Origin of the sequence: Pseudomonas sp. S09G 359, assembly GCF_002843605.1 — a bacterium.
Lineage (GTDB): Bacteria > Pseudomonadota > Gammaproteobacteria > Pseudomonadales > Pseudomonadaceae > Aquipseudomonas.
In genome coordinates this window covers 5,374,382-5,401,081 of sequence record NZ_CP025263.1, presented here as the reverse complement: position 1 = coordinate 5,401,081, position 26,700 = coordinate 5,374,382, and the positions used below count along the sequence as shown (strand labels likewise).

Annotated in this window: 26 protein-coding genes; 7 read left to right on the top strand and 19 right to left on the bottom strand. The window is 61.8% G+C overall.

The features are described 5' to 3' along the window. Positions 1-42: 42 nt before the first annotated feature. The 12 genes from CXQ82_RS24740 to arcD (CXQ82_RS24685) all read right to left on the bottom strand — a co-directional run bounded on the left by CXQ82_RS24740 (position 43) and on the right by arcD (CXQ82_RS24685) (position 14,386). Positions 43-531, bottom strand: coding sequence for an RDD family protein (locus tag CXQ82_RS24740; protein ID WP_101272727.1), 489 nt, complete (start codon positions 529-531; stop codon positions 43-45). Between the two features lie 94 nt (positions 532-625). Next, positions 626-838: a cold-shock protein gene (locus CXQ82_RS24735; RefSeq protein WP_014339904.1), complete on the bottom strand. Its 213-nt coding sequence runs from the start codon at positions 836-838 to the stop codon at positions 626-628. A gap of 393 nt (positions 839-1,231) precedes the next feature. Then, positions 1,232-2,356 (bottom strand): glycine cleavage system aminomethyltransferase GcvT, encoded by a 1,125-nt coding sequence (gcvT, locus tag CXQ82_RS24730; protein ID WP_101272726.1) that lies wholly within the window; start codon positions 2,354-2,356, stop codon positions 1,232-1,234. A 39-nt stretch (positions 2,357-2,395) separates the two neighbouring features. Then, complete coding sequence (locus tag CXQ82_RS24725; protein ID WP_101272725.1) at positions 2,396-3,772, bottom strand: L-serine ammonia-lyase; 1,377 nt, start codon at positions 3,770-3,772, stop codon at positions 2,396-2,398. A gap of 176 nt (positions 3,773-3,948) precedes the next feature. Next, complete coding sequence (gcvP, locus tag CXQ82_RS24720; protein ID WP_101272724.1) at positions 3,949-6,798, bottom strand: aminomethyl-transferring glycine dehydrogenase; 2,850 nt, start codon at positions 6,796-6,798, stop codon at positions 3,949-3,951. 10 nt (positions 6,799-6,808) lie between these two features. Next, entirely contained in the window at positions 6,809-7,192 is a 384-nt protein-coding gene (gene gcvH, locus CXQ82_RS24715) for a glycine cleavage system protein GcvH (protein ID WP_010208126.1), read from the bottom strand. A gap of 305 nt (positions 7,193-7,497) precedes the next feature. Beyond that, positions 7,498-9,006 (bottom strand): sigma-54-dependent transcriptional regulator, encoded by a 1,509-nt coding sequence (locus tag CXQ82_RS24710; protein WP_101272723.1) that lies wholly within the window; start codon positions 9,004-9,006, stop codon positions 7,498-7,500. A gap of 170 nt (positions 9,007-9,176) precedes the next feature. Further along, positions 9,177-9,539, bottom strand: coding sequence for a DUF5064 family protein (locus CXQ82_RS24705; RefSeq protein WP_101272722.1), 363 nt, complete (start codon positions 9,537-9,539; stop codon positions 9,177-9,179). 18 nt (positions 9,540-9,557) lie between these two features. Continuing rightward, entirely contained in the window at positions 9,558-10,487 is a 930-nt protein-coding gene (gene arcC, locus CXQ82_RS24700; RefSeq protein ID WP_101272721.1) for a carbamate kinase, read from the bottom strand. Between the two features lie 168 nt (positions 10,488-10,655). Next, a complete protein-coding gene (locus tag CXQ82_RS24695; protein ID WP_003220053.1) occupies positions 10,656-11,666 on the bottom strand; it encodes an ornithine carbamoyltransferase in 1,011 nt (336 codons plus the stop codon). Between the two features lie 11 nt (positions 11,667-11,677). Further along, positions 11,678-12,934 (bottom strand): arginine deiminase, encoded by a 1,257-nt coding sequence (arcA, locus tag CXQ82_RS24690; RefSeq protein WP_101272720.1) that lies wholly within the window; start codon positions 12,932-12,934, stop codon positions 11,678-11,680. A gap of 24 nt (positions 12,935-12,958) precedes the next feature. Further along, positions 12,959-14,386, bottom strand: a complete 1,428-nt coding sequence (gene arcD / locus CXQ82_RS24685) for an arginine-ornithine antiporter (protein WP_101272719.1) — start codon at positions 14,384-14,386, stop codon at positions 12,959-12,961. Positions 14,387-14,833: 447 nt separating this feature from the next. On the opposite strand from arcD (CXQ82_RS24685), the gene arcD (CXQ82_RS24680) reads away from it, so the two are divergent. Beyond that, the gene (gene arcD / locus CXQ82_RS24680) at positions 14,834-16,261 is read left to right on the top strand and encodes an arginine-ornithine antiporter (protein ID WP_101272718.1); all 1,428 of its coding nucleotides are present in this window, start codon (positions 14,834-14,836) and stop codon (positions 16,259-16,261) included. After that, a complete protein-coding gene (locus CXQ82_RS24675; protein WP_101272717.1) occupies positions 16,258-17,121 on the top strand; it encodes a DNA-3-methyladenine glycosylase in 864 nt (287 codons plus the stop codon). The genes arcD (CXQ82_RS24680) and CXQ82_RS24675 overlap by 4 nt, the downstream gene beginning before the upstream one ends. Positions 17,122-17,238: 117 nt before the next feature. Here the strand turns inward: CXQ82_RS24675 and CXQ82_RS24670 are convergent, their stop codons facing one another. From CXQ82_RS24670 to CXQ82_RS24640, 7 genes are all read right to left on the bottom strand, one after another. Beyond that, the gene (locus tag CXQ82_RS24670; protein WP_101272716.1) at positions 17,239-18,588 is read right to left on the bottom strand and encodes a CoA transferase; all 1,350 of its coding nucleotides are present in this window, start codon (positions 18,586-18,588) and stop codon (positions 17,239-17,241) included. A gap of 40 nt (positions 18,589-18,628) precedes the next feature. Then, positions 18,629-19,972 (bottom strand): HAMP domain-containing sensor histidine kinase, encoded by a 1,344-nt coding sequence (locus CXQ82_RS24665; protein WP_101272715.1) that lies wholly within the window; start codon positions 19,970-19,972, stop codon positions 18,629-18,631. Positions 19,973-20,040: 68 nt separating this feature from the next. Further along, on the bottom strand, positions 20,041-20,505 hold the full coding sequence (locus tag CXQ82_RS24660; protein ID WP_101272714.1) for an LTXXQ domain protein: 465 nt from the start codon (positions 20,503-20,505) through the stop codon (positions 20,041-20,043). A 284-nt stretch (positions 20,506-20,789) separates the two neighbouring features. Further along, positions 20,790-21,467, bottom strand: a complete 678-nt coding sequence (locus CXQ82_RS24655; protein WP_101272713.1) for a response regulator transcription factor — start codon at positions 21,465-21,467, stop codon at positions 20,790-20,792. A 7-nt stretch (positions 21,468-21,474) separates the two neighbouring features. Continuing rightward, positions 21,475-21,882, bottom strand: a complete 408-nt coding sequence (locus CXQ82_RS24650; RefSeq protein ID WP_101272712.1) for a translation initiation factor 2 — start codon at positions 21,880-21,882, stop codon at positions 21,475-21,477. Positions 21,883-21,989: 107 nt separating this feature from the next. Continuing rightward, complete coding sequence (locus CXQ82_RS24645; protein WP_101272711.1) at positions 21,990-22,289, bottom strand: YciI family protein; 300 nt, start codon at positions 22,287-22,289, stop codon at positions 21,990-21,992. 1 nt (position 22,290) lies between these two features. After that, entirely contained in the window at positions 22,291-22,887 is a 597-nt protein-coding gene (locus CXQ82_RS24640; RefSeq protein WP_101272710.1) for a septation protein A, read from the bottom strand. A gap of 87 nt (positions 22,888-22,974) precedes the next feature. On the opposite strand from CXQ82_RS24640, the gene CXQ82_RS24635 reads away from it, so the two are divergent. The 5 genes from CXQ82_RS24635 (at position 22,975) to CXQ82_RS24610 (ending at position 26,569) form a co-directional block, all read left to right on the top strand. Next, positions 22,975-23,838, top strand: coding sequence for a PHP domain-containing protein (locus tag CXQ82_RS24635; RefSeq protein ID WP_101272709.1), 864 nt, complete (start codon positions 22,975-22,977; stop codon positions 23,836-23,838). Positions 23,839-23,851: 13 nt separating this feature from the next. Next, positions 23,852-24,481, top strand: coding sequence for an L-threonylcarbamoyladenylate synthase (locus tag CXQ82_RS24630; protein WP_101272708.1), 630 nt, complete (start codon positions 23,852-23,854; stop codon positions 24,479-24,481). Between the two features lie 120 nt (positions 24,482-24,601). Continuing rightward, positions 24,602-25,300 carry a ScpA family protein gene (locus tag CXQ82_RS24625; RefSeq protein WP_177409967.1) on the top strand — a complete coding sequence of 233 codons (699 nt, stop codon included), beginning with the start codon at positions 24,602-24,604 and terminating at the stop codon, positions 25,298-25,300. Between the two features lie 12 nt (positions 25,301-25,312). Further along, a complete protein-coding gene (gene scpB / locus CXQ82_RS24620) occupies positions 25,313-26,227 on the top strand; it encodes an SMC-Scp complex subunit ScpB (RefSeq protein ID WP_101272706.1) in 915 nt (304 codons plus the stop codon). Between the two features lie 150 nt (positions 26,228-26,377). After that, entirely contained in the window at positions 26,378-26,569 is a 192-nt protein-coding gene (locus CXQ82_RS24610; RefSeq protein WP_005790815.1) for a DUF1289 domain-containing protein, read from the top strand. Positions 26,570-26,700: the final 131 nt, after the last annotated feature.

Here is a 26,700-nt window from a genome sequence, read left to right as displayed (position 1 = left end):
GGGCAAGCCCCCTCCCACATTTGGATTTCAAGTGTTCTGGGGTTACTTCTTCTGCTTCGGAATCCGCACCAGTTGGCTGTCCGAATAGATGTCATGCCAGCTGCGTTTCTGTTTATCAAACAACGACCAGATAAACCCCAGCCCCACGCACAACCACGACGCAATCGACACCACAAAGCGCAGCAGCGCCTGCCACAGGCTGATGCGCGACCCATCGGCGTTCTGCACGCGCACGCCCCACACCTGCATACCCAGGGTCTGCCCGGAATGGGTCCAGAACTTGGCGAAAAACCCAAACAGCACAAATAACAGGATCGTCGACAGCAGCGGGTCGCCGTCGAGTGCGCCGGATTCGGTGAGGGTGCGCATCTTGGCCTCGCCCACGCACGCGATCCACACCAGTTTGTAGATAAACGCAGTGACGATCAGCAGCGCGGTGCACAGCAGGAAGTCATAGAACATCGCTGCCAGGCGACGGCCCAGGCCAACGGCGGGAAACTCGCCTTGAGGGCTCAGCAGGGGTTTGGACATGGCAGGTTCTCTGGAGGGAAAAAAGCCATTTTACGGACAAACGCCCATAAAAAAGCCCCTGATGTCATATCAGGGGCTTTTTGTCGCAGGAAAATCAGCCTTCTGCTTGTACTTCGTCAGCCTGCATGCCTTTCTGGCCTTGCACGGCAACGAAGGTCACTTTCTGGCCTTCTTTCAGGCTCTTGAAGCCGTTGCCCTGAATAGCGCGGAAATGCACGAACAGATCCGGACCGCTTTCTGGAGTGATAAAACCAAACCCTTTTTCGTCGTTGAACCACTTGACGGTACCGCTCTGACGATCAGCCATTTTCTTATTTCCTTGACGCTAAAAATTAATGACAGCCCCTTTCAAATGAAAGAGTACTGGGCTGGGTTGCAGGAAAGTAAGAGACGTCGAACGGGTTGTAGCACAACTACTTCAGCTACTGCCCAGGTCCAGGTTCCAAGCGACCCATGCAAACACAGTGGGCAAACTCTACGCCAACTAATGGAGAAAAAACAAGCCCCGAGAAAAGCCCCGCGTTTGCTCGGCTTTATGACACTTTGCTCAACAATGTGGGGCGGGCTTATTCGATAGAATGGGTCACTTGTTATAGGTTAAACGTTTAAACAATGACTATCGTCAATGCACTGTTTTATGGCGGTTGCGTTACAGATTAGTGCACGTTAACGCAACCGCGTTACTTATAGAAACAGTCAATCAGCCACGATAGTAACGCTGTGGAACAAATGGCATTTTGCTTACACGAAGTGGCACTTTTTTCCCACGCACCAACGCGCAGACTTCAGTGTCCAGGGCGGTGAACGCGCTGTCCAGGTAACCCATGGCCAGCGGGCCGCCCAAGGTTGGGCCAAAGCCTCCGCTGCACACGCTGCCGATCACGCTGCCATGTTCGTCGACAATCTCGGCGCCTTCACGTACCGGCGTGCGTTCCTGGGGCAACAGGCCCACGCGCTTGCGGCCCACACCGGTTTGCTGCTGGGTGAAGATGCGGTCGGCACCCGGGAAGCCACCGGCACGCGCGCCGTCGGCACGCCGGGCCTTGGAGATCGCCCACAGCAGGCTGGCTTCAATCGGCGTGGTCTCGGTGTTCATGTCGTGGCCGTACAGGCACAGGCCGGCTTCCAGGCGCAGCGAGTCGCGGGCGCCCAGGCCGATGGCCTGCACTTCGGTTTCGGCCAGCAGGCTGCGCGCGAGGCTTTCGGCGCTGGCTGCGGGTACGGAGATTTCAAAGCCGTCTTCACCGGTGTAGCCCGAACGGCTGACATAGCAGTCCACCCCCAGCAGGCGCAGGGAGGCGAATTGCATAAAAGTCATTTTGGTCACTTCCGGCGCCAGGCGCGCCAGCACTTTCACTGCCGCCGGGCCTTGCAGGGCGAGCAAGGCGCGCTCTTCGAACAGCGGCTCGATGCTGCACTGGTCGCCGATGTGGGCGCGCAGGTGCGCCAGGTCCTGGTCCTTGCAGGCGGCGTTGACCACCAGGAACAGCTCGTCGTTACCCAGGTTGGCCACCATCAGATCGTCGAGGATACCGCCCTGGTCATTGGTGAACATGGCGTAGCGCTGCATGCCCACCGGCAGGTCGATGATGTCGACCGGCACCAGGGTTTCCAGGGCCTTGGCGGCATTGGCGCCGGTGAGGCGGATCTGGCCCATGTGGGACACGTCGAACAGCCCGGCCTGGTCACGGGTGTGCAGGTGCTCTTTCATCACGCCCAGCGGGTATTGCACCGGCATGTCGTAGCCGGCGAAGGGCACCATGCGCGCGCCGAGCTCGATGTGCAGGGCGTGCAGCGGGGTTTTCAACAGGGTTTCGGTGGACATGTTCAGCTCCTGAAAAACGTGCGGACGCGCTGGTGGGCGTCAGCACTCGATAATGTTGACTGCTAAACCGCCACGGGCGGTTTCCTTGTATTTGCTTTTCATATCGGCGCCGGTCTGGCGCATGGTACGGATTACCTTGTCGAGGGACACAAAGTGCTGCCCGTCGCCGCGCAAGGCCATGCGCACCGCATTGATCGCCTTGACCGAGCCCATGGCGTTGCGCTCGATGCAGGGCACCTGCACCAGCCCGCCAATCGGATCGCAGGTGAGGCCGAGGTTGTGTTCCATGCCGATTTCGGCAGCGTTTTCCACTTGCGAAACCGTACCGCCGAGCACCTCGCACAGCGCACCGGCAGCCATCGAACAGGCCACGCCGACCTCGCCCTGGCAGCCGACTTCGGCCCCGGAGATCGACGCGTTTTCCTTGTACAAAATGCCGATGGCGGCGGCGGTGAGCAGAAAGCGCACCACGCCGTCTTCGTTCGCGCCGGGGATAAAGCGCATGTAGTAATGCAGCACCGCCGGCACGATCCCGGCGGCGCCGTTGGTGGGCGCCGTGACCACGCGCCCGCCGTTGGCGTTTTCTTCATTGACCGCCAGCGCGTACAGGTTGACCCAATCGAGCACCGACAACGGGTCGCGCAGGGCCGACTCCGGGTGCTTGCACAGTTGGCGATGCAGGGCGGCGGCACGGCGCTTGACCTTCAAGCCACCGGGCAAAATCCCTTCGTTGCGACAGCCGGCGTCGACGCAGTCCTGCATCACTTGCCAGATCTTCAGTAGGCCGGCACGGGTTTCGGCTTCCGGGCGCCAGGCGCTTTCATTGGTCAGCATCACTTGGCTGATGGACAGCCCGTAAGTGGTGCAATGCCCGAGCAAGTCCTTGGCGTGTTTGAAGGGAAAGGTCAGGGGCGTGGCGTCTTCGACAATCCGGTCGGCGCCGGCAGCGTCTTCGTCGACTACAAAACCGCCGCCGACCGAGTAGTACTCGCGGCTGCGGATCTGAATATTGGCGGCGTCGAAGGCACGAAAAATCATGCCGTTGGGGTGGTAGGCCAATGGTTTGCGAATCATCGCCAGGTGTTCTTTCTCGTTGAACGCAATGCTGTGTTCGCCGAGCAGGTTCAAGCGACCGTCCTTGCGCATCTGCGCCAGGCGCGTGGCCACGGTTTCAGTGTTTACGGTGTCCGGGTGTTCGCCTTCCAGGCCCAGCAATACGGCCTTGTCGCTACCGTGACCTTTGCCGGTGGCGCCCAGCGAACCATAGAGTTCGACCTTGATGCCAGTGGTGGCGCCAAGCAGGTTGTCACGCTTGAGGCCTTCAACAAAACGGGCAGCGGCGCGCATCGGGCCGACGGTGTGGGAGCTGGAAGGGCCGATGCCAATCTTGAACAGGTCGAACACGCTAAGGGACATGGTTGTTCTCCGGTTTCTTATTATTTTTGAAGGTGTACTCGGTTAAATGGTGGAGGAGGACTGTGTGGGAGCCGGGCTTGCCCGCGATGCAGGCACCTCGGTCTATCAGGTAGACAGAGGTGATGCTATCGCAGGCAAGCCAGCTCCCACACAAGCCAGCTCCCACATTCATCGCGTTATGCGTAGCTCTCGATCGACGGGCACGCACACACCAGGTTGCGGTCGCCAAACACGTTGTCGACGCGGCCAACTGGCGGCCAGTACTTGCCTTCGATCAACGAGGCAACCGGGTACACCGCTTGCTCACGGCTGTACGGGTGGCTCCATTCGCCCACCAGTTCGGCGGCGGTGTGCGGGGCGTTTTTCAGCGGGTTGTCGTCCTTGTCCAACGTGCCGTTTTCCACTGCGCGGATCTCTTCGCGGATGGCGATCATCGCGTCGCAGAAGCGGTCCAGTTCCTCTTTGGATTCGCTTTCGGTCGGCTCGATCATCAGCGTGCCCGCGACCGGGAACGACATGGTTGGCGCATGGAAACCGAAGTCGATCAGGCGTTTGGCCACGTCATCCACGCTGATGCCGCTGCTGTCTTTCAACGGGCGCAGATCCAGGATGCATTCGTGCGCCACCAGGCCGTTGCTGCCGGTGTAGAGCACGGGGTAGTGCTCCTCGAGGCGACGGGAAATGTAGTTGGCATTCAGGATCGCCAACTGCGAAGCGCGCTTGAGGCCCGCGCCGCCCATCATGCTGATGTACATCCAGGTGATCGGCAGAATGCTTGCGCTGCCGAACGGCGCCGCGCACACCGCGCCTTCCTTGCGCTCCATGGCCGCGTGGCCCGGCAGGAATGGAGTGAGGTGCGATTTGACGCCAATCGGGCCAACGCCCGGGCCGCCGCCGCCGTGGGGGATGCAGAAGGTCTTGTGCAGGTTCAGGTGGGACACGTCGCCGCCGAACTTGCCCGGTGCGCACAGGCCGACCATGGCGTTCATGTTGGCGCCGTCGATGTACACCTGGCCGCCGTTATCGTGAATGATGCCGCAGATTTCGCGGATACCTTCTTCGAACACGCCGTGGGTGGACGGGTAGGTGATCATCAGCGCGGCGAGGTGCTCGCGGTGCTCGATGGCTTTGGCGCGCAGGTCTTCAATGTCGACGTTGCCACGCGCGTCGCAGGCGGTCACGACCACGCGCATACCGGCCATGTTGGCGGTCGCTGGGTTGGTGCCGTGGGCCGACGAGGGGATCAGGCAGATGTCGCGGCGTTCTTCGCCACGGCTCTGGTGGTAGGCGCGGATGGCCAACAGGCCCGCGTACTCGCCTTGGGAACCGGCGTTCGGCTGCAGGGAGATCGCGTCATAACCGGTGGCCGCGCAGAGCATGGCTTCCAGGTCGGTGGTCAGCTCCAGGTAGCCGGCGCTTTGGGCGGCCGGGGCGAACGGGTGCAGGGCGCCGAATTCGGCCCAGGTCACCGGGATCATTTCGCTGGCGGCGTTGAGCTTCATGGTGCACGAGCCCAGCGGGATCATGGTGCGGTCCAGCGCCAGGTCCTTGTCGGCCAGCTTGCGCAGGTAGCGCATCAGCTCGGTTTCGGAGTGATAACGGTTGAACACCGGGTGGCTGAGGATCGGCGACTGGCGCAGCAGGGCGGCCGGCAGGCTGCTTTCCACGCTTTTGGCAAGGGCAGCGAAAGCCGGCAGCGCCTTGCCGTCGGCGAAGATCGCCCACAGCGCTTCGATATCGGCCTGGGTGGTGGTTTCGTCGACCGACAGGCCAACGCGCTCAGCGTCTACCACACGCAGGTTGATGCGCTGGGCGCGAGCCTTGTCGTGCAGGGCGGCGGTGTTGGCGCCGGTGTTGAGGGTGAGGGTATCGAAGAAGTTCGCTTGTTCGACCTTGACGCCCAGGGTGGTCAGGCCCTTGGCCAGGATCGCGGTCAGCTGGTGAATGCGGTTGGCGATCTGGGTCAGGCCTTTGGGCCCGTGGTACACGGCGTACATGCTGGCGATGTTGGCCAGCAGCACTTGGGCGGTGCAGATGTTGCTGGTGGCTTTCTCGCGGCGGATATGTTGCTCGCGGGTCTGCATGGCCAGGCGCAGGGCCGGCTTGCCGAAACGGTCCACCGACACCCCGACCAGACGGCCGGGCATGTCGCGCTTGAACGCATCCTTGGTGGAGAAGTACGCCGCGTGCGGGCCACCAAAGCCCAGCGGCACGCCGAAGCGTTGCGCGCTGCCGATGGCCACGTCGGCGCCGAACTCACCCGGTGGGGTCAGCAGGGTCAGGGCCAGCAGGTCGGCGGCCACGGCCACCAGGGCGTTGGCGGCGTGGAAGCGCTCGGTCAGTTCGCGGTAGTCGAATACATCACCGTTGCTGGCCGGGTATTGCAGCAGGGCGCCGAAGAAGGCGCTCACGTCGGTCAGCTCGCGCTCGTCGCCGACGACCACGTCGATGCCCAGCGGCTCGGCACGGGTGCGCAGCACGTCGAGGGTCTGCGGGTGGCTGTGCACGGAAGCGAAGAACGCGTTGCTGCCTTTGTTCTTGCTCAGGCGCTTGCAGAAGGTCATGGCTTCGGCGGCGGCGGTGGCTTCATCCAGCAGCGAGGCGTTGGCGATCGGCAGGCCGGTGAGGTCGCTGATCAGGGTCTGGAAGTTCAGCAGCGCTTCCAGGCGGCCCTGGGAAATCTCGGGTTGGTACGGGGTGTAGGCGGTGTACCAGGCCGGGTTTTCCAGCAGGTTGCGCAGGATCGGCGACGGCGTGTGGCAGTTGTAGTAGCCCTGGCCGATGTAGGTCTTGAACAGTTGGTTCTTGCTGGCGATGGCCTTGATCTTGGCCAGGGCCTCGGCTTCGCTCAGGCCGTCTTCCAGGCCGAGCACGCTGGTGCCCTTGATGCTTTCCGGGATCACGCTGGCGCTGAGGGCTTCGAGGGAATCAAACCCCAGCCTGGCGAGCATTTGCTGCTCGTCGTCCGCGCGCGGGCCGATGTGGCGGGCAATGAATTCGTTAGCGGTGCTCAAATTGATAGTCATGGCGCGCTCCTCAAGCTTCAGCGTTGGCTTTGATCAGGCGGTCGTACGCATCCTGATCCAGCAGTTTAGCTACCGCACCGGCATCGGCCGGTTTAAAGCGGAAGAACCAACCTTCGCCCATCGGGTCTTCATTGACCAGTTCCGGGCTGCCATCGAGCTTGTCGTTCACTTCGAGGACTTCACCGTCCAACGGCATGTAAACGCCGCTGGCGGCCTTCACCGACTCCACGGTGGACGCTTCGGCGCCCTTGTCGTAGGCCTGCAACTCCGGCAGTTGCACGAAAACCACATCACCCAGCGCGTTCTGCGCGAAAGCGGTGATACCCACGGTGACGCTGCCATCGGCTTCGGCGCGCAGCCATTCGTGATCTTCAGTGAAACGCAACTCGCTCATGGAAACTCCTCAGGGCCAGATTCGTCTGGAGGACGGGATTGGAATAATGGGGAGTTGCTTAGCAATATCGCGGCCAATCTTATTAATACTTTATAAATCAATAACTTAGAAAAACAGGTTATGAGCATATGGCAATTGTGTGTAGCGATTTCGCTACAGTCGGGCGCGCGAAAAAAAGCCTATGTGGATCAAAGCCTTGCATGGCGCGCGAAAAGCAGGGTTGTAGTGATATCGTTACGCTGTAGCGATTTCAGGACAGCGGATGTCGTTCTCAGACTAAAATTTGGAATACATTTCAAATTGGGTCAGGGTTTTGTGGGAATGCCGTACTTGCGCAGGCGATGGGCGATAGCCGTGTGGGAGGTTTGCAGGCGGCTGGCCAGTTGCCGGGTCGAGGGGTAGTTGGCGTAGAGCTTTTCCAGCAGGCTGCGCTCGAAGTCGTCTACGGCCTGTTCCAGGCTGTCGACTTCGCCGTCGTGCTGGCGCGCCACCGAAGTGCCGGCAATGTCGAGGTCGCCGATGTCCACCAGGTTGCTGTCGCAGATGGCGGCGGCGCGGAAGATCACGTTCTGCAGTTGTCGCACATTGCCCGGCCAGCGGTTGCCCAGCAGGGCCGGGTAGGTGCCGGGCGCGAGGCGGCAGACCGGGCGCTGGATCTGCGCGCAGGCTTGCTGCATGAAGTAGCGCGCCAGCAGTAGGATGTCCTGGCCGCGTTCGCGCAAAGGCGGTACTTCGACATTGAGTACGTTGAGGCGGTAGAACAGGTCTTCACGGAAGGTGCCTTCGCTGACCATCTTTTCCAGGTCGCGGTGGGTAGCGCTGAGGATGCGCACATTGACCTTCACCTCGCGGTCGCCGCCCACCCGGCGAAAGCTGCCGTCGTTGAGAAACCGCAACAGCTTGGCTTGCAGATACGGCGACATTTCACCGATCTCATCGAGGAACACCGTGCCCTGGTTGGCCAGCTCCATCAGCCCCGGTTTGCCGCCGCGCTGCGCACCGGTAAAGGCGCCTGGGGCATAACCGAACAACTCGCTTTCGGCGAGGTTTTCCGGCAAGGCCGCGCAGTTCAACGCCAGGAACGGCGCACTGTGGCGCGCACTGATGGCGTGGCAGGCGCGCGCCACCAGCTCTTTGCCGGTGCCGGTTTCGCCCTGGATCAACAAGGGCGCATCCAACGCCGCCACCCGCTGCGCGCGCGCCTTGAGGGTGCGGATCACCGGGGACTCGCCCAGCAGCGCATCAAACCCTTCGGCATGGTCGTGGTGCAGCGCCGACAGTTGTTCGCCGATGCGGTTGGGCTGGTAGAGGGTGAGCAGGGCGCCGGCGTCGGTGATCGGCGTGGCGTCCAGCAACAGGGTCTGGCCGTTGACGCTGATCTCGCGCAGCGGCAAGCGGAAGCCATGTTCGAGCAAGGTGTCGAGCAGCGCCGGGTCATTGAACAGTTCGGCGATGCTTTCCCCGGCCGGCTCGCGGCCGTACAGGGCAACCAGGGCCGGGTTGGCCAGCAGGATCTTGCCCGCGCTGTCGAGGGCCAGCACCGGGTCGGTCATCGCCGCCAGCAGGGCGTCGAGCTGCAGGTGGCGGCGCTGGCCGGGGAGGATGTCCACCACGGTCACGGCTTGCACGCCGTGCACGCTGAACAGGGCGTCGCGCAGTTCTTCGAGCACCTCGGCGCTCAGCGTCGGTGCATCGATATACACGTTGGGCGGCACCATCTCCACCGCATCCAGGTTGAGATTACGCCCACCGAGCAAGGCCAGGACTTCCTGGGTAATGCCGACGCGGTCGATGAAGCTGACGTGGATACGCATGGGTGTTGGCGATTCTGCAGAGCGAGAGGCGGCAAGTATGCCTTGGAGCGGATGGAGATCAAAATGTGGGAGCGGGCTTGCTCGCGAAAGCGGTCTATCAGCCCTGCGTGTGCTGACTGATCCACCGCTTTCGCGAGCAAGCCCGCTCCCACATTGGATTTGCGCTGTTCTTACTCCAGGTGTTCAGGCTTGATCGGATCCCCTGCCTTCACATCCAGCTGATGCCGCACATCCTCGAACATCAAGTCGTACTGCTTGTGCATCGAGCCATTCAACACGGCAACCTTGGGCATGCCATATTTCTGCGCGATGTTCATCGCATGCCGGGCGAAGTCGAACGCCTGGTCCTTGGGCAGGAAAAACTCTTCCTTGAGGTCCTTGCCTTGCACCGAGCCATGCAGCTTGAACAGCATCCCCTTGCCTTCCTTGGGGTCCTGGCTGACTTCATAGTCGATGCACAGGTTGTAGCTGTAGTCATCCTTGTTCAGCGCGTGACGTTCAACGTGCAAGTGACCGGGTTCAAAGGTGGCCATAGGCGTTTCTCCTCTACTTCACAGGTAGGTGATGCCAGGTTTTGCCGTGCTGATGCGTGTACCGGCGCTGCCCTGGACGATGGCTTCGATGTCCGAGAGTGAACCGATGACGGCGGTTTTGCCAGTCTGGCGGGCGAACTCGCAGGCTGCTTGCACCTTGGGCCCCATGGAACCGGCGGCGAAGCCGAGTTTTTCCATTTCATCGGGGTGGGCCTGGCCGATGGCCTTCTGGGTCGGCTTGCCGAAGTCGATAAACGCCGCGTTGACGTCGGTGGCGATCACCAGCAGGTCGGCGTCCAGTTGCGCGGCCAGCAGCGATGAGCAGAGGTCTTTGTCGATCACCGCTTCGATGCCGCGCAGCTTGCCGTCTTCGCCGTACATCGTCGGGATGCCGCCACCGCCGGCGCAGATGACGATGGCGCTTTTTTCCAGCAGCCACTTGATCGGGCGAATTTCAAAGATGCGTTTGGGCCGTGGGCTGGCCACCACGCGGCGGTATTTATCGCCATCCGGGGCAATCGCCCAGCCTTTTTCGGCGGCGAGTTTCTCCGCTTCGGCCTTGGAATACACCGGGCCGATGGGCTTGGTGGGGTTCTGGAAAGCCGGGTCCTTGGCGTCCACCTCCACCTGGGTGAGCAGGGTGGCAAACGGCACTTCGAAGTCCAGCAGGTTGCCCAGTTCCTGTTCGATGATGTAGCCGATCATGCCTTCGGTCTCGGCGCCCAGCACGTCCAGCGGGTAAGGCAAAACGCTGGTGTAGGCGGCGGCCTGCAGCGACAGCAGGCCGACCTGCGGACCGTTGCCGTGGGCAATCACCAGCTCGTTGCCGGGGTGGATCTTGGCGATTTGTTCGGTGGCGATGCGGATATTGGCGCGTTGGTTGTCCGCGGTCATGGGTTCACCACGGCGGAGCAGGGCGTTGCCGCCCAGGGCTACGACGATGCGCATAATGCGATCCTTATAGAATTCAGCTTTGTGAACACAGGGCTAAATGTGGGAGCGGGCTTGCTCGCGAAGGCGGTGGATCAGCCACCCGATGTATCAACTGACACTCCGCTTTCGCGAGCAAGCCCGCTCCCACATTGACTGCGCTCTAACAGTGGGAGCGGTGTTGAGTTAGATATCCGCGAGCGCCGACACCAAAATCGCCTTGATGGTATGCATGCGGTTTTCCGCCTGCTCAAACGCGATGTTGGCCGGCGACTCGAACACTTCCTCAGTCACTTCCACGCCATTGGCCAGGTTCGGATAGCGCGCGGCGATGTCCTTGCCGACCTTGGTTTCGCTGTTATGGAACGCCGGCAGGCAGTGCATGAACTTCACGCGCGGGTTGCCCGAGGCTTTCATCATCTTGGCGTTGACCTGGTACGGCAGCAGTTGCTCGATACGCTCGTCCCACGCTTCCACCGGCTCGCCCATGGACACCCAGATATCGGTGTGGATGAAGTCCACACCTTTGACCGCTTCTTTCGGGTCTTCGGTGATGGTGATGCGTGCGCCGCTTTCCTCAGCAAACGCCTGGCATTGCTTGATGAAATCTGCATGGGGCCACAGGGCCTTTGGCGCGCCGATGCGCACGTCCATGCCCAGCTTGGCGCCGATCATCAGCAGCGAGTTGCCCATGTTGTAGCGCGCGTCGCCCAGGTAGGCGTAGCTGATGTCATGCAGCGGCTTGTCGCTGTGCTCGCGCATGGTCAGGGTGTCGGCGATCATTTGCGTCGGGTGGAATTCGGCGGTGAGGCCATTGAATACCGGCACGCCGGCGAACTTGGCCAGCTCCTCGACGATTTCCTGTTCAAAGCCACGGTATTCGATGGCGTCGAACATCCGGCCCAATACGCGGGCGGTGTCTTTCATGCTTTCTTTGTGGCCGATCTGCGACGACACCGGGTCGATATAGGTGACGTGCGCGCCCTGGTCGTGGGCCGCCACTTCGAACGCGCAGCGGGTGCGGGTCGAGGTTTTTTCGAAGATCAGCGCGATATTCTTGCCCTTCAGGTGCGGACGCTCGGTGCCGGTGTATTTGGCGCGCTTGAGGTCACGGGACAGGTCCAGCAGGTAGTGCAGCTCGCGGGTGGTGTGGTGCATCAGCGACAGCAGGCTGCGGTTGCGCATGTTGAAAGCCATGATGGATCTCCTTAATAGTCGATAGGGTCGCGGATGATCGGGCAGGTCATGCAGTGGCCGCCGCCACGGCCACGGCCGAGTTCACCGGCGCTGATGGTGATGACTTCCACACCGGCCTTGCGCAGCAGGGTGTTGGTGTAGGTATTGCGGTCGTAGCCGATCACCACGCCAGGCTCCACGGCCACCACGTTGTTGCCGTCGTCCCATTGCTCGCGCTCTGCGGCGAAGCTGTTGCCACCGGTTTCCACCACGCGCAGGGCCTTGAGCTTGAGGGCGGTGGCCACCACGTCGAGGAAGCTCGCGTCTTCACGGCGCACGTCAATGCCGCCGGGCTTGCTTTCGTCAGGGCGCAGGCTGAAGGCGACGATCTGGTTGACCACTTCCGGGAAGATGGTCACCAGGTCGCGGTCGCAGAAGCTGAACACCGTGTCCAGGTGCATGGCCGCGCGGGACTTGGGCAAGCCGGCGACGATCACGCGTTCCACGGCCTTGTGCTTGAACAGGTTCAGCGCGAGTTGGCCGATGGCCTGGCGCGAGGAGCGCTCGCCCATGCCGATCAACACCACGCCGTTACCGATCGGCATCACGTCGCCGCCTTCGAGGGTGGCATTCCCGTGTTCCTGGTCGGGGTCGCCGTACCAGACCTGGAAGTCGGCGTTGACGAACTCGGGGTGGAATTTATAGATGGCGCTGGCCAGCAGGGTTTCCTGGCGTCGCGCCGGCCAGTACATCGGGTTGAGTGTGACGCCGCCGTAGATCCAGCACGTGGTGTCGCGGGTGAACTGGGTGTTGGGCAGCGGCGGCAGGATGAAGCTTGAGTGCCCGAGGAAGTCGCGGAACATCTCGATGGTCTTGCCACCGAAGCTGTCCGGCAGGTCATCGGCCGACACGCCGCCGATCAGGAACTCGGCGACCTTGCGCGGCTCCAGGCTGCGCAGCCACGAACCAACTTCGTTGACCAGGCCGAGGCCGACCTGGTTGGCGGTGATCTTGCGCTCCAGGATCCAGTCCAGCGCTTCAGGGATGGCGACGATATCGGTCAGCAGGTTGTGCATTTCCAGCACATCAATATCCCGCTCGCGCATCTTGGTCACGAAGTCGAAATGGTCGCGCTTGGCCTGGGCCACCCACAGCACGTCATCGAACAGCAGTTCATCGCAGTTGTTGGGCGTCAGCCGCTGGTGGGCCAAGCCTGGGGAGCACACCATGACTTTGCGCAGTTTGCCGGCTTCGGAATGTACGCCGTACTTCACTTTTTCCGTGGTCATTTCAGATCCTCCATTGCATCACAATTACAAGGTCAGGAAGCCGTCGTAGAGCCCATAGGCCGCCACCAGGGCGCCAATGACCACTGCGGCGAAAATCAGCTTCTCGACGTTGGTGAAAATCGGTTTGCCCAGTTCACGCTTGGCCTTGGCGAACAGGATCGCGCCGGGGGCGTAGAGCAGGGCGGAGAGCAGCAGGTATTTGGTGCCGCCGGCATACAGCAGCCACACCGCGTAGATCAGCGCGACGGCGCCGATAAACAGGTCTTTCTTGCGTTCTTTGAGGGCGTTTTCGTAGGTTTCGCCGCGTACTGCCAGCAGCAGCGCGTAGGCCGCCGACCACAGGTAAGGCACCAGGATCATCGAGGTGGCGAGGTAGATCAGCGACAGGTAGGTGCTGGCGGAAAACAGCGTGATCACCAGGAACACCTGCACCATCGCGTTGGTCAGCCACAGGGCGTTGACCGGCACATGGTTGGCGTTTTCCTTGCGCAGGAACTCCGGCATGGTGTGGTCCTTGGCCGCGGCGAACATGATCTCCGCACACAGCAGCACCCACGACAGCAACGCGCCCAGCAGCGAGATGATCAAGCCGACGCTGATCAGCACCGCGCCCCAGTGGCCCACCACATGTTCCAGCACCGCGGCCATGGATGGGTTCTGCAGCTTGGCCAGTTCCGGTTGGGTCATGATCCCCAGGGACAGCACGTTCACCAGCATCAAAAACAGCAGCACAGTGATAAAACCGATCACGGTGGCCTTGCCCACGTCGGAGCGTTTTTCTGCACGGGACGAGAAGATGCTCGCGCCTTCGATGCCGATAAACACCCACACGGTGACCAGCATCATGTTGCGTACCTGGTTCATCACGCTGCCCAGGTCGGGATTTTTCACGCCCCAGATGTCAGCGGTGAAGATCTCCAGCTTGAACGCAAACAGCGCGATCAGCACAAACAGCACCAGCGGCACCACCTTGGCGACGGTGGTCACCAGGTTGATGAACGCCGCTTCCTTGATCCCACGCAGCACCAGGAAGTGCACCGCCCACAGCAACACCGAGGCACCTATCACTGCCGCTGGCGTATTGCCTTCGCCAAAGATCGGGAAGAAATAACCGAGGGTGCTGAACAGCAGCACGAAATAGCCGACGTTGCCCAGCCAGGCACTGATCCAGTAGCCCCAAGCCGACGAGAAACCCATGTAGTCGCCAAAACCGGCCTTGGCGTAGGCGTATACGCCGCCGTCGAGGTTCGGCTTGCGGTTGGCCAGGGTCTGAAACACAAAAGCCAGGGTCAACATACCGATGGCAGTAATGACCCAGCCGATCAGCACCGCCCCCACGTCGGCGCTGGCCGCCATGTTTTGCGGAAGTGAGAAGATCCCGCCGCCAATCATTGAGCCCACGACCAGTGCAACCAGCGCGCCTAATCGAAGTTTTCCGGGAGATTCAGACATTGCATGACTCCAATGCAGGAGAAGAGAGACCACAGAATAATTCTGTGCGCTAATCAAACAGCTGACTCAGATCACTTCATTGGCACATTCCATTGTGAATTAATGACTTAGGGGGAAAACCCTCAGGCAATACTATTCCTCGCAAAGACGCTGCCCAGAGCGGTCTCTGCGTTTTGGTTAATCATTTAGTCGGGTGTATGGACGTTTGAAGCTAGACCTTTTTGCTGAATGTGCAAACTTTTTCAAGGTGTGCCGCCAATTAGCACGGCAAGCGCTAAGTACTGGCGGTATTTAAATTCTAAATAAGCCTTAACTTTATTAATTGTCATGCCGTTGCGTTATGAGCGTGGCATTTTTATCGCGGTCTCTAATAAACGCTACACTCGCTGAATTAATTAGTTGAGTGCACGGTTGTCAGCTCAATCATTTATTTATTCAGGAGTCTGCATGTCTCAACCGGCCCAGAAACTTCGGCTCAGCGCCCTGATCGCCCTGGTAGTGGGTTCGATGATTGGCGGCGGGATTTTCTCCCTGCCGCAGAACATGGCCGCGCGTGCCGAGGTGGGGGCGGTATTGATCGGTTGGGCGATCACCGCCGTCGGCATGCTGACCCTGGCCTTTGTGTTCCAGACTCTGGCCAACCGCAAACCCGAGCTGGATTCCGGGGTGTATGCCTATGCCAAGGCCGGTTTCGGCGACTACATGGGCTTCTCGTCGGCCTGGGGTTACTGGATCAGCGCGTGGATGGGCAATGTCGGTTACTTCGTGTTGCTGTTCAGCACCCTTGGCTACTTCTTTCCGGCGTTTGGCCAGGGCAATACGCCGCTGGCCATCGGCTGCGCGTCGCTGCTGTTGTGGGCTGTGCACTTTCTGGTGTTGCGCGGGATCAAGGAGGCGGCGTTCATCAACCAAATCACCACCGTCGCGAAGATTGTGCCGCTGCTGATGTTTATCGTGATCGCGGCCGTGGCGTTCAAGGCCGATATCTTCACCCGCGATATCTGGGGCCTGGGCAACCCGCAAATGGGCAGTGTGGTGGAGCAGGTGCGCCATATGATGCTGGTCACGGTATTTGTATTTATTGGTATCGAGGGCGCCAGCGTGTACTCGGCCCGGGCCGAAAAACGCTCGGACGTGGGCCGCGCCACGGTGATCGGCTTTCTTGGGGTGTTGGCGCTGCTGGTGCTGGTGAATGTGTTGTCCCTGGGGATCATGAGCCAGCCGGAGTTGGCGCAATTGCAAAACCCATCGCTGGCCGGCGTGCTGGAGCATATCGTCGGCCCCTGGGGCGCGCTGCTGATCAGCATCGGCCTGGCCGTGTCGCTGCTGGGTGCCTTGCTCTCGTGGGCGCTGCTTTGCGCGGAAATCCTCTACGCCACGGCCCATGACAAGACCATGCCGGCCTTTCTCAAAAAGGAAAACGCCAACCAGGTGCCGGTCAACGCGTTGTGGCTGACCAACGTGATGATCCAGGCATTCCTGGTGATCACACTGTTTTCCCAAAGCACCTACACCACCCTGATTTACCTGGCATCGTCGATGATCCTGGTGCCCTACCTGTGGTCGGCGGCGTATGCCGTGCTGTTGAGCGGGCGTGGCGAAACCTATGCCGGCGCCCAGCGCCAGCGCTACAAGGATCTGCTGGTGGGGCTGATCGCGCTCGTCTACGCCCTATGGCTGCTGTACGCCGGCGGCTTGAAGTACCTGCTGTTGTCGGCGCTGCTGTATGCGCCTGGGGTGGTGCTGTTTGCGCTGGCCAAGCGCGAGCAGGGCCAGCCCTTGTTTACCCATTGGGAAAAAGGCATTTTCAGCTGCGTGATTGCTGGCGCAGGGCTGGCGGCATACGGCTTGTACAGTGGGGTGTTGTCGTTGTGAGGTTGGCGTATCAGCCGCCCTATGATTGGCCGGCGATGGTGGGTTTTTTATCGGCGCGCGCGATCTGCGGCTTGGAGACCGTCGAGGCGGGTGTGTATCGGCGCAGCATCAGCGTGGGTGGGCAGTATGGCTGGCTCAGCGTCGCGCCGGGGGCAGGCGACTGGCTGGAGGTGGTGGTTGATTTTCCAGAGCCGGCCGCCTTGCCCGAGATCGAGCGGCGCTTGCGCAGGATGTTTGACCTGGACGCCCAGCCGGCGTTGATCAACCCGCAATTGGCCCAGGACCCGTTGATGGCGCAGTTGGTGGCTGCGCGGCCGGGGCTGCGGCTGCCAGGCACTTGGGATGGCCTGGAATTGGCGATTCGCGCGGTGCTTGGCCAGCAGATCACGGTCGTGGCGGCGATCCGCCTGGCGGGCAAGCTGGTTGCGCAGTATGGCCAGCCGTTGGAGACGCCGCACGTGGGCATCACCCATGTGTTCCCGACGCCCGAGGTATTGGCCGCAGCCGACCTCGCCACCCTTGGCATGCCCAAGGCACGTGGCCGCACCTTGTCCGGCGTGGCCCAGGCGTTGCTGGACGATCCTGAATTGTTCAGCGCCAAAGCCAGCCTCAAGGAAGGCGTGGCGCGGCTGGTGGCCTTGCCGGGGATTGGCGACTGGACCGCGCAGTACATTGCCATGCGCCAGTTGCGCGAGGCGGATGCGTTTGCCTCGGGGGATATCGGGTTGATCAATGCGTTGGTGGCGCTGGAGGGCGGGCCGGTTTCGGCACGGCAGTTGTTGGCACGGGCGGAGGGGTGGCGGCCGTTGCGGGCGTATGCGGCGCAGCATTTGTGGACGTCGTTGCAGAAGGGGGATTGAGGGTGGCTGTACTGGCCTCATCGGGGGCAAGTCGAATCGTCGCACCGCCCCTCCCACACTGACCTGTGAATACGGTCAAAGGTGGGAGGGCGCTTGCCCCCGATGGCGGTCTTCAGTTCACCACTGAGCCCGATGTGAACCCAATTCCCCCGCCGGCAAATCCCACTGCAACGGCGTACCGCTGATGGTCAGCGGCGCCAGCAAGCGATGCGCCTGGCCCCACGCCGTCTGCTCCACCACCAACCCCTGATCCCCTGGTTCTTCAGCCCGCAACGCCGGTTGCTCCGGCACTTGCCCCGCATCCACCAGCAACTTCGCCGTGCGCGCCAATGACAACCGCGCCGACCCGCCACGCCCGGTGTTCAGCCGTTCACGCAACGCCTGAATCGCACCTGCCGCCATCAGGTAACCGGTCGCATGGTCCAGCGCCTGCAAGGGCAGCGGCACCGGTTGCTTAGATTGCTTCCAGGCCATCCCCGCGTCGGCAATCCCGCTGCTCATCTGCACCAGGCTGTCGAACCCGCGACGATTGCGCCACGGGCCGCTCCAGCCGTAGGCGTTGAGGCTCACGTCGATCAGGCCGGGCGCCAGGGTTTGCAGCTGGCTGGCGGTGTAGCCCAGTTGTTCCAGCGCGTCGGCGCGGTAGCCGTGGAACAGGATGTCGGCGTCCTTGAGCAACCGTTCGAATACCTGACGGTCTTCCGGCGTTTTCAGGTCCAGGCGCGCGCAGCGTTTGCCCAGGGTCATTTCCGGCACCACGCCCGGCTCGTTCCAGGTGGGTGAGTCGATACGCAGCACATCGGCGCCCAGCCCGGCGAGAAAACGGCTGGCCACGGGGCCGGCCAATACCCGGGTCAGGTCCAATACCTTGATGCCCGCCAGTGGGCGCGCCACCGAGCCGAGCCAGGGTTTGTCGGTGGTATGTTCAAAGGTCTGGCGCTGCACCAGCGCCTCGGCATTCACCGCCAACCCTTGGGGATGTTGCTGCCAAGCCTGCCACGTGCGCATCTGCGCGGCACAGCCGCCGGCGTCGACAATCGCCTGTTCCAGCTCGGCAGCATTCCAGGCGGCGACCTTGGCCGCCATTTCGGCGCGGTCAGCGACCTTGCCCAGCACCCGCTCGGCGGCGGCACGATGATGCGGCGCGTTGGTGTGCAAGCGGATCCAGCCATCGGCGCTGGCGTAGTCGCCGGCCACCGGGTCCCACAGCGGCGGCACTTGCCAGCCCACCGGGCGAATCGAGGATGAGAACCACAAAGACGCGAGGCGCCGGTCCACGCTCACGCTGGGCTGGCGCCCGGTCTGTTGCTGGATCAGCTGCGCGACCGCCTGGCCGGCAGCGCCGATGCTGGCGCTGGCCAGGTCGGTGACGGCGAAGGTCGAGGGTAGGGCGCCGGCCTCCGTAAAGGTCGGCGGGGTGTGCGGTAAATCGAGTGCGGCTTGGATGGGAGTCAGCAGGTCAGTCATCTAAGGCCCTCCGTAAGAGAAGGGCCACTATAGAAGATCATCAGGCCGGTGTGGCAACCCCGGGCTCCAATGGCAAGTCGATACTGGCGATAAAACCGCCTTCGGGGTGATTGGCCAGGTGCAGGCTGCCGCCGTGGCGTTCTGCCGCGCGCCGCGCAATCGCCAGGCCCAGGCCATGGCCCTGGGCTGTCTGGCCGGGGGCGCGGTAGAACGGCTCACCCAATTGGCTGAGGTGCTCGGCCTCGACGCCGGGGCCGTGGTCGCGCACGCTGATGACAATATGTTCACCGTGCAGGTGGGCTTGCAGCTCGATCGGCTGGCCCGGCGGGTTGAAGCGCTGGGCATTGCGCAGCAGGTTATCCACCGCCCGTTCGATCATGGTCGGCCAGCCCTTGAGGTGCAGGCCGCTATCGGCGGTGAGTTGCACCACCTGCTCCGGCGCGCTGAGCTGGGCGTCTTTTTGCAAGGTCTTGAGCAATGGGTTGAGGTCGACCTCTTCGGCGCTGGCATTGTCGGCATCGACGCGGGCCAGCACCAGGATTTCGCTGATCAGTGCTTCGAGGCGGTCGCATTCGCGGGTCAGGCGTGGCCAGAGTCGCTCGCGTTCTTCGGGGCTGGCCCGTTCGGCCAGGGCCAGGGCGATGCGCAGGCGGGCCAGGGGCGAGCGCAGTTCGTGGGACACATCGCGCAGCAACTGGCGCTGGCTGCCGATCAGGCTTTGCAGGCGGGCGCCCATGCGGTTGAAGTCGGTGGCGAGCACGCCGAATTCATCGCGCCGGTTGGCCAGGCGCGCCAGGCTGTTTTGCTGGTAGGTGGCCTGGCCGAGGTCATGCACCGCGCCACGCAAACGGCTGAGCGGGCGGGTGATGGACAGCGTCACCAGCAGGCTGAACAAGGTCAGCACCACCAGGGCAATCGCCAACGCACTCAACGGCCACAGCAGGCTGTTGCGGTGCCAGGCATCGAGTTCCGGGTGGGGAATGCGGTAGATCAGCAGGTAGGTGTCGCCGGTTTTTTCACTGGTGTACTCGGCGGTCAGGCGCCGCCAGGGCAGGTGGCCGTCCTTGCTGTCATTCTGCCGGGCTTCAAACGCTGCGGCACGTTTGGGGAAGGTACCGCGCACCACCGGCTCGCCGCTTTCGTTGAGCACTTGCACGTCGATGTGGTACTGGCGCTTGCGCTGTTGCAGCAAGTCCTGGGCCGCGTCCTCGCCCTGGGCTTCGTAGAGTTGGGTCCACTCTTCGGCCAGGTTGTTGAGGCCGGGGTGACGGCTGAGAATCCAGGCATCTTGATTGAGCATATGCCCAAGCAGGATCGACAACCCGGCAACCAAGGCGATGGCTAGCCAGAAGCTGGCCAGGATGCGCCAGAACAATGAACGCACAGGAAACCCTCAAACAGGAAAAGCCCAGCGGCGGCGGCCACTGGGCTGGGAGCGTTAACGCTGGGGCATTATTGCGCTTTTTGCGGCTGTTGCGCTTTCCAGGCCTGGAATTCCTTCCACTCGGCACGACGCTCGGCTTGCTTCTTGACGATCTCGTCGAATTTCTTCTGCTGATCAGGCTTGAGCACGGCGCGGATATCCGCCTGGGTTTTCTGCTTGCCGGCGGCGATTTCGTCCTGCATGGCCTTCTGGTCGGCGGCTGGCAGTTTGTCCAGGTACTTTTTGGTCAGGTCTTTGCGAGCGTGCCATTGGTCGCCCATCAGCTTGCCGATCTGCTGACGCTGTTCGCGGCTCAAGTCCAGCTGGCTGAAGGGGCCGCCTTTGCCACGCGGACCGTGTTCACCGCCGTGACCCGGGCCACCCATCATGTGACCTTCAGGGCCACCCATCGGGCCCGGGCCCTCGGGCATGGCGGCCATGGCAACGGTGGGCAGGGCAGCGGCGAACATCAAAGCGATAAGGGTCTTGCGCATGGTGATTCTCCTGTCTCTATTCCGGTGAGTCCGGATGTGAGTAGATTACGGAGATCAAGGTCAGCGGCGGTCAGGTGAGCGTAAAGCTTGGGTAAAGAGGGTTTTGATGCGGGCTGACAAAACTTTCAAGGTTCAGGTCTTCAAATGTGGGTGCTGGCTTGTTTGGGAGCAGGCTTGCTCGCGAATGGGGTGTATCAGCTAGCACATGCATCGACTGACCCACCGTATTCGCGAGCAAGCCCGCTCCCACAAAAGCTCGCTCCCACAAGGAATAGTGTTGAAGCTCAGGGGGCGTAGTAGTACCCGCGGCTGCGCAGCGCCACGATCCGTGGCCGGCCGTCCGGGTGTGGGCCGATTTTTTTGCGCAGGTTGCTCACGTGCATGTCGAGGCTGCGATCGTAAAGGGTCAGCTTGCGGCCCAGGGCTATCTGCGCCAGTTCCTGCTTGTCGAGGGGCTCTCCGGGCTGGCGCAGCAAGGCTTCGAGCAGGCGGCTTTCGGAGACGGTGAGGGCGAATTCCTGTTCATCGATGCTGACCACGCCGCGCACCGGGCTGAAGCACAGGTCACCGAGTTCCAGCTGGCTGGACACGGCCGCCGGGTGGCTGCGGCGTAACACGGCGCGCAGGCGGGCGGTCAGCTCGCGCGGGTCACAGGGCTTGGCCAGGTAATCGTCGGCGCCCAGTTCCAGGCCGAGGATGCGGTCCAGCGGTTCGCCGCGGGCCGAGAGCATCAGCACCGGCAGTTCCGGGTGGTCGTTGCGCAATTGCTTGAGCAGCTCCAGGCCACTGCCGTCGGGCAGCATTACGTCGAGCACCACGGCTGCCGGGGCGCTGTCGGCCAAGGCTTTGCGGGCGCTCAAGCCATCGTGGCAGGCGCGCACCTGGAACCCTTCCTGGCTCAACCAACTGGTCAGCAGCTCGCAGAGCTCCTGGTCATCATCTATCAGTAACAGCTCGCTCATGACTCACTCAATTTAGCCATTGTCGACGGCGACGGTGCCCACCGCTGGCGAAGATCCCGCACAGCAAGGCGATCAGTGCGACGGCCCCGCCGGTGACAAACCACTGCTGTTGCTCGGTCAGCCATCGGGTCAAGGCGCCGCCCTGTGTATCTTTGAGTTGCTGGGCCAGGCGTTGGTTCTCTTGGCGAAGGCGGCTCAGTTGCGCGCTTTCGCGGGCAGCATCCGCGCTTTGCAGTTGCTTGCTCAGTTCTTCACGCTGGCGTTCGCTTTCTTTCAAACGTTGCTGCAACTCGGTGATCTGGCTGCCGGCACTCAAGGACAGGGGCGTGGAACTGCCGGTGTTCGAGGTTTCTTCAGCGTGGGCCGTAGCCCCGATCATTAACACTGCCAACAGACACAACTGACGTAAGCGCATCGGAACTCCTGATTCCACACGAATATTCAGAACGTTGTCGGCAGGTTACCGAGAATAATGAGAGATTAGGAGTGTGCCGAACGTATTAGGTTCGACACAGGGCTCGGTCAAGGCAGGACTTGTTTGAATGGCTTGATCACAACGTCGGCGTAGACACCCGCCGCTACATAGGGATCAACCTTGGCCCAGGCTTGGGCATCGGCCAGGGAGGCGAACTCGGCGACCACCAGGCTCCCGGTGAAGCCGGCTGCGCCCGGATCGTTGCTGTCCACGGCCGGGTGCGGGCCGGCCAGTACCAGGCGGCCTTCGGCTTGCAGCGCGTGCAGGCGCTCAAGGTGGGCCGGGCGCACGGAGAGGCGTTTTTCCAGCGAGTTGGCAACGTCGGTGGCAATGATGGCGTAGAGCATGTCAGTCCTCGGTTTTCGGCGTAGTAGGAGTGGTGTCATGCAGATGGCGCGACAGGTAGATACCTTGGCCGATCAGGAACAATACGGTCATGCCCAGGCTGCCGAAGACCTTGAAGTCGACCCAATAGTCCTGGAACGTAAAGGCCACGAACAGGTTGGCGGCGCCGCAGAACAGGAAAAATACGATCCAGGCCACGTTCAGGCGCGTCCACACCGGGTCCGGCAGGGTCAGTGCATGGCCCATGATTCGCTTGATCAGCAGGCGATCGCCGACAAAGTGGCTGCCGATAAACACCAGCGCGAACAGCCAGTTGACCACCGGGGCTTTCCATTTAAGGAAGGTTTCACTGTGGAAGGCCAGGGTCAGGCCGCCGAACACCAGGCAGGCGACCAGGGTCAGCCACTGGCTTTTTTCCAGCTTGCGCTGGGAGATGAAAATGGCGCCGTAGACCACGATAGAGCTGATGATCAGTACCGCGGTGGCACTGTAGATGCCCCCGAATGACAGCTCATGACCGGCGATATCGATGACCCGGGGGTCGAGTTTGGTAACGATGAAAAACAGCAACAGCGGGATGAAGTCGATGAATTGTTTCACAGTAAGAGCCAGAAGCTGGATGTGGCGGCATAATAACAAACATCCTTGGTAGCGAAAGCGCCAGCTGACTTGAGGTTACACACTCCCGTGAATGTTGATTTGCACTGCCACAGCACGGCCTCCGACGGCGCCCTGGCGCCCGCGGTACTGGTTGCGCGTGCGTTTGAAAAAGGCGTGCGAGTCCTGGCGTTGACCGACCACGACACCCTCGAAGGCCTCGATGAGGCCCGCGAAGCCGCGCATGCGCTGGGCATGCAACTGGTCAACGGTGTGGAATTGTCCTGCACCTGGGGTGGCGCCACCATTCATGTGCTCGGCTATGGTTTCGATCAAAATGCCGCGCCGCTGGTGGCGGCGATTGCGCAATTGCACGATGGCCGCTGGCTGCGGTCCGAAGAAATAAGCCGAAAACTCAGCCTCAAGGGCATGCCGAATGCCCTCGACGGCGCCCGCGCCATCCAGCAGGAGCTGGGTGACAGCGGCAACGCACCGGCGCGGCCGCATTTTGCCGACTGGATGGTGCGCGAAGGTTTCGTCAAGGACCGTGCTGAAGCCTTTCGCAAATGGCTGGGTGCCGGTAAGTTGGGCGATGTGAAGCAACACTGGCCGACCCTGGAAGACACCGTCGAGACCCTGCGGGCCTCCGGGGCCTGGGTCAGCCTGGCGCATCCCTGGCATTACGATTTCACCCGCAGCAAGCGCCGCAAGCTGATCAGCGACTATATTGGAGCGGGCGGCCACGCAATCGAAGTGGTCAACGGGCATCAACCCGCCGATCAGGTCGGCAGCCTGGCGATTCTTGCTCGCGAATTTGGTCTGCTGGTCAGCGCCGGCAGTGACTTTCATGGCCCAGGCGGCTGGTCCGAGATCGGCGAGTACCGCCAGGTCCCGGAAGATTTGCCGCTCTTGTGGGGGCGATTCAAGCATGACCCCATTATTGCCACCGTCTGAACAGGTAGAACACGTGAGTCAATTCTTCCAGATTCATCCGGAAAACCCCCAGGCGCGCCTGATCAAACAGGCCGTGGAGATCATTCGCGCCGGTGGCGTGGTGATCTACCCCACCGATTCGTCCTACGCCATTGGTTGCCAGATCGGTGACAAGGGCGCGGTGGAGCGTGTAAGGCGCCTGCGTCAGTTGGATGACAAGCACAACTTTGCGCTGATCTGCAGCGACTTGTCCCAGCTGGGGCTGTTCGCCAAGGTCGACACCGGCACCTTCCGCCTGCTCAAGGCCCACACACCCGGGCCCTACACCTTTATTCTCAACGCCACCCGCGAAGTGCCGCGCCTGTTGCTGCACCCCAAGAAGCGCACCATCGGCCTGCGCGTGCCCGAGCATCCGATTGCGCTGGCGCTGCTCGAAGAGTTGGGTGAGCCCTTGATGAGCGTGTCGCTGATCATGCCGGGTGAAACCGAGCCGTTGTACGATCCTTACGAAATGCGCCGCCTGCTGGAAAAGCATGTCGACCTGATCATCGACGGCGGCTACGGCGGCAACAAGGCCTCCACCGTGATCAACCTGGCCGATGGCGAGCCGGAAGTAGTGCGTGTGGGCTGCGGCGACCCGACCCCGTTTATGGTCGAGGCCTGAATGTCGGCCGTGGAAACCGTCGACCCCCAGGCGGGCGCCCAGCAGGAATTGCCGTTTGCCATGGTGTATGGCCAGGCGGTCATGGAAATGCCGCTGGACCTGTACATCCCGCCGGACGCCCTGGAAGTCTTCCTCGAAGCCTTCGAAGGCCCGCTGGACTTGCTGCTGTACCTGATCCGCAAACAGAACATCAATATCCTCGACATCCCGGTGGCGGAAATCACCCGCCAGTACATGGGTTATGTCGAGTTGATGCAGTCGGTGCGCCTGGAGCTGGCCGCCGAGTACCTGGTGATGGCCGCCATGCTCGCCGAGATCAAGTCGCGCATGCTGTTGCCGCGCTCGGAGACCATCGAGGCCGAAGAGGACGACCCGCGCGCCGAACTGATCCGCCGCCTGCAGGAGTACGAACGCTTCAAGGCCGCCGCCGAAGGTATCGACGGCTTGAGCCGTGTGGGCCGCGACTTGGTGGTGCCCAAGCTGGATGCCCCCGAAGCCCGGGCGCGCAAGCTGTTGCCGGATGTGAGCCTGGAAGAACTGCTGATGTCCATGGCCGAGGTGCTGCGCCGTGGCGATATGTTTGAACACCACCAGGTCAGCCGCGAGGCGCTGTCGACCCGCGAGCGCATGAGCGACGTGCTCGAGCGCCTCAAGGGTGGCGGGTTCGTGCCGTTTGTCGAGCTGTTCACGGCAGAAGAAGGGCGCCTGGGGGTGGTGGTGACCTTTATGGCGATCCTTGAGCTGGTCAAGGAATCCTTGGTCGAGCTGGTCCAGAATGAGCCTTTTGCGGCTATCCACGTGCGGGCGCGAGCCGAATAAAGAGCTGAGTCGATGAATCTGACTGAACCCCGCGAACTGGCGCCCTTGCTGGAGGCCTTTCTCCTGGCCTCGGGTAAACCGCAATCCCTGGAACGCCTGTTCGAACTCTTTGAAGAAGCCGAGCGCCCCGAGCCGCCGGTGTTCAAGAAGGCGCTGGAGATTTTGCGCAAATCCTGCGACGGCCGCGCTTTTGAGCTGCGCGAAGTGGCGTCGGGTTATCGCCTGCAGATTCGTGAGAAGTTTTCCCCATGGGTTGGCCGGTTGTGGGAAGAACGCCCGCAGCGTTATTCACGGGCGATGCTGGAAACCATGGCGCTGATCGCCTATCGCCAGCCGATCACCCGGGGTGAAATCGAAGACGTGCGTGGCGTGGCGGTTAACAGCCATATCGTCAAGACGTTGCTGGAGCGTGAGTGGATCCGCATCGTTGGCTACCGTGACGTGCCAGGCAAACCGGCGATGTTCGCCACGACCAAGGTGTTCCTCGACCACTTCAACCTGAAAAACCTCGACGACCTGCCGCCGCTGGCCGAGCTGCGCGAGATGGAAGCCGAGCCGGTGCTCGATTTCGACGACGCACCGGTGCCGGCCAGCCTGCAGGAACTGGCCGACGCCAGTGCCGAGCAGGAAGAGCCGAAGGACGAAACCAGCTTTCATACGTTGTTGCTGGAATTGGACGACATGGAGCAGGGCATCAAGACCGACTTTGATGATTTGTTGCGTGATGGTGTGGCTGAGCCTGAAGCCGAAGTGGTGCCTGAGCCTGAACCCGAGCCCGAGGAAGACATCCTCGGCGTCGCCGAAGCCCGGGAAAAACTCCTGGCCGCCGTCGCTGCCCTCGAACAGCCGCCGTTGAGCGACGAAGAAGACGAAGCTCGCGCGTTGGCCGAAGCCATTGAGGCCGAACGCCGCGAATTCGAAGACTGACGCGATATTTCCAAACACTGCAATACCCCCCCCTGTGGGAGCGGGCTTGCTCGCGAATGCGGTGTATCAGTTGATACATCTGCTGACTGAATCACCGCATTCGCGAGCAAGCCCGCTCCCACATTTGACTTTCTTTGTCTGGGAGAATGTATGAGCTCCACCAAAGACCCCTGCATCAGCATCTGCAAATTCAGCGATGACATCTGCGTCGGCTGTGGCCGCAGCAAGCGCGAAATCCGCGCCTGGAAGAAACTCGACAAAGTCGACAAACGCACTGTCTTGGCCGAAGCCGAGCTGCGGTTGCTGGCCCTGGGCGCCACCGGTCGGCGGAAAAGCAAATGATTGCGGCCGGATCGACTACTCTCTGATGCGCAACGCGCGCCATGCGCGTATGATTCGCGACCCTTTGCCGATCTATGCGGCCAAAGCCCCGCTTTCAACACTCTTCAGGCCACGCCTGAATCGACCCACCG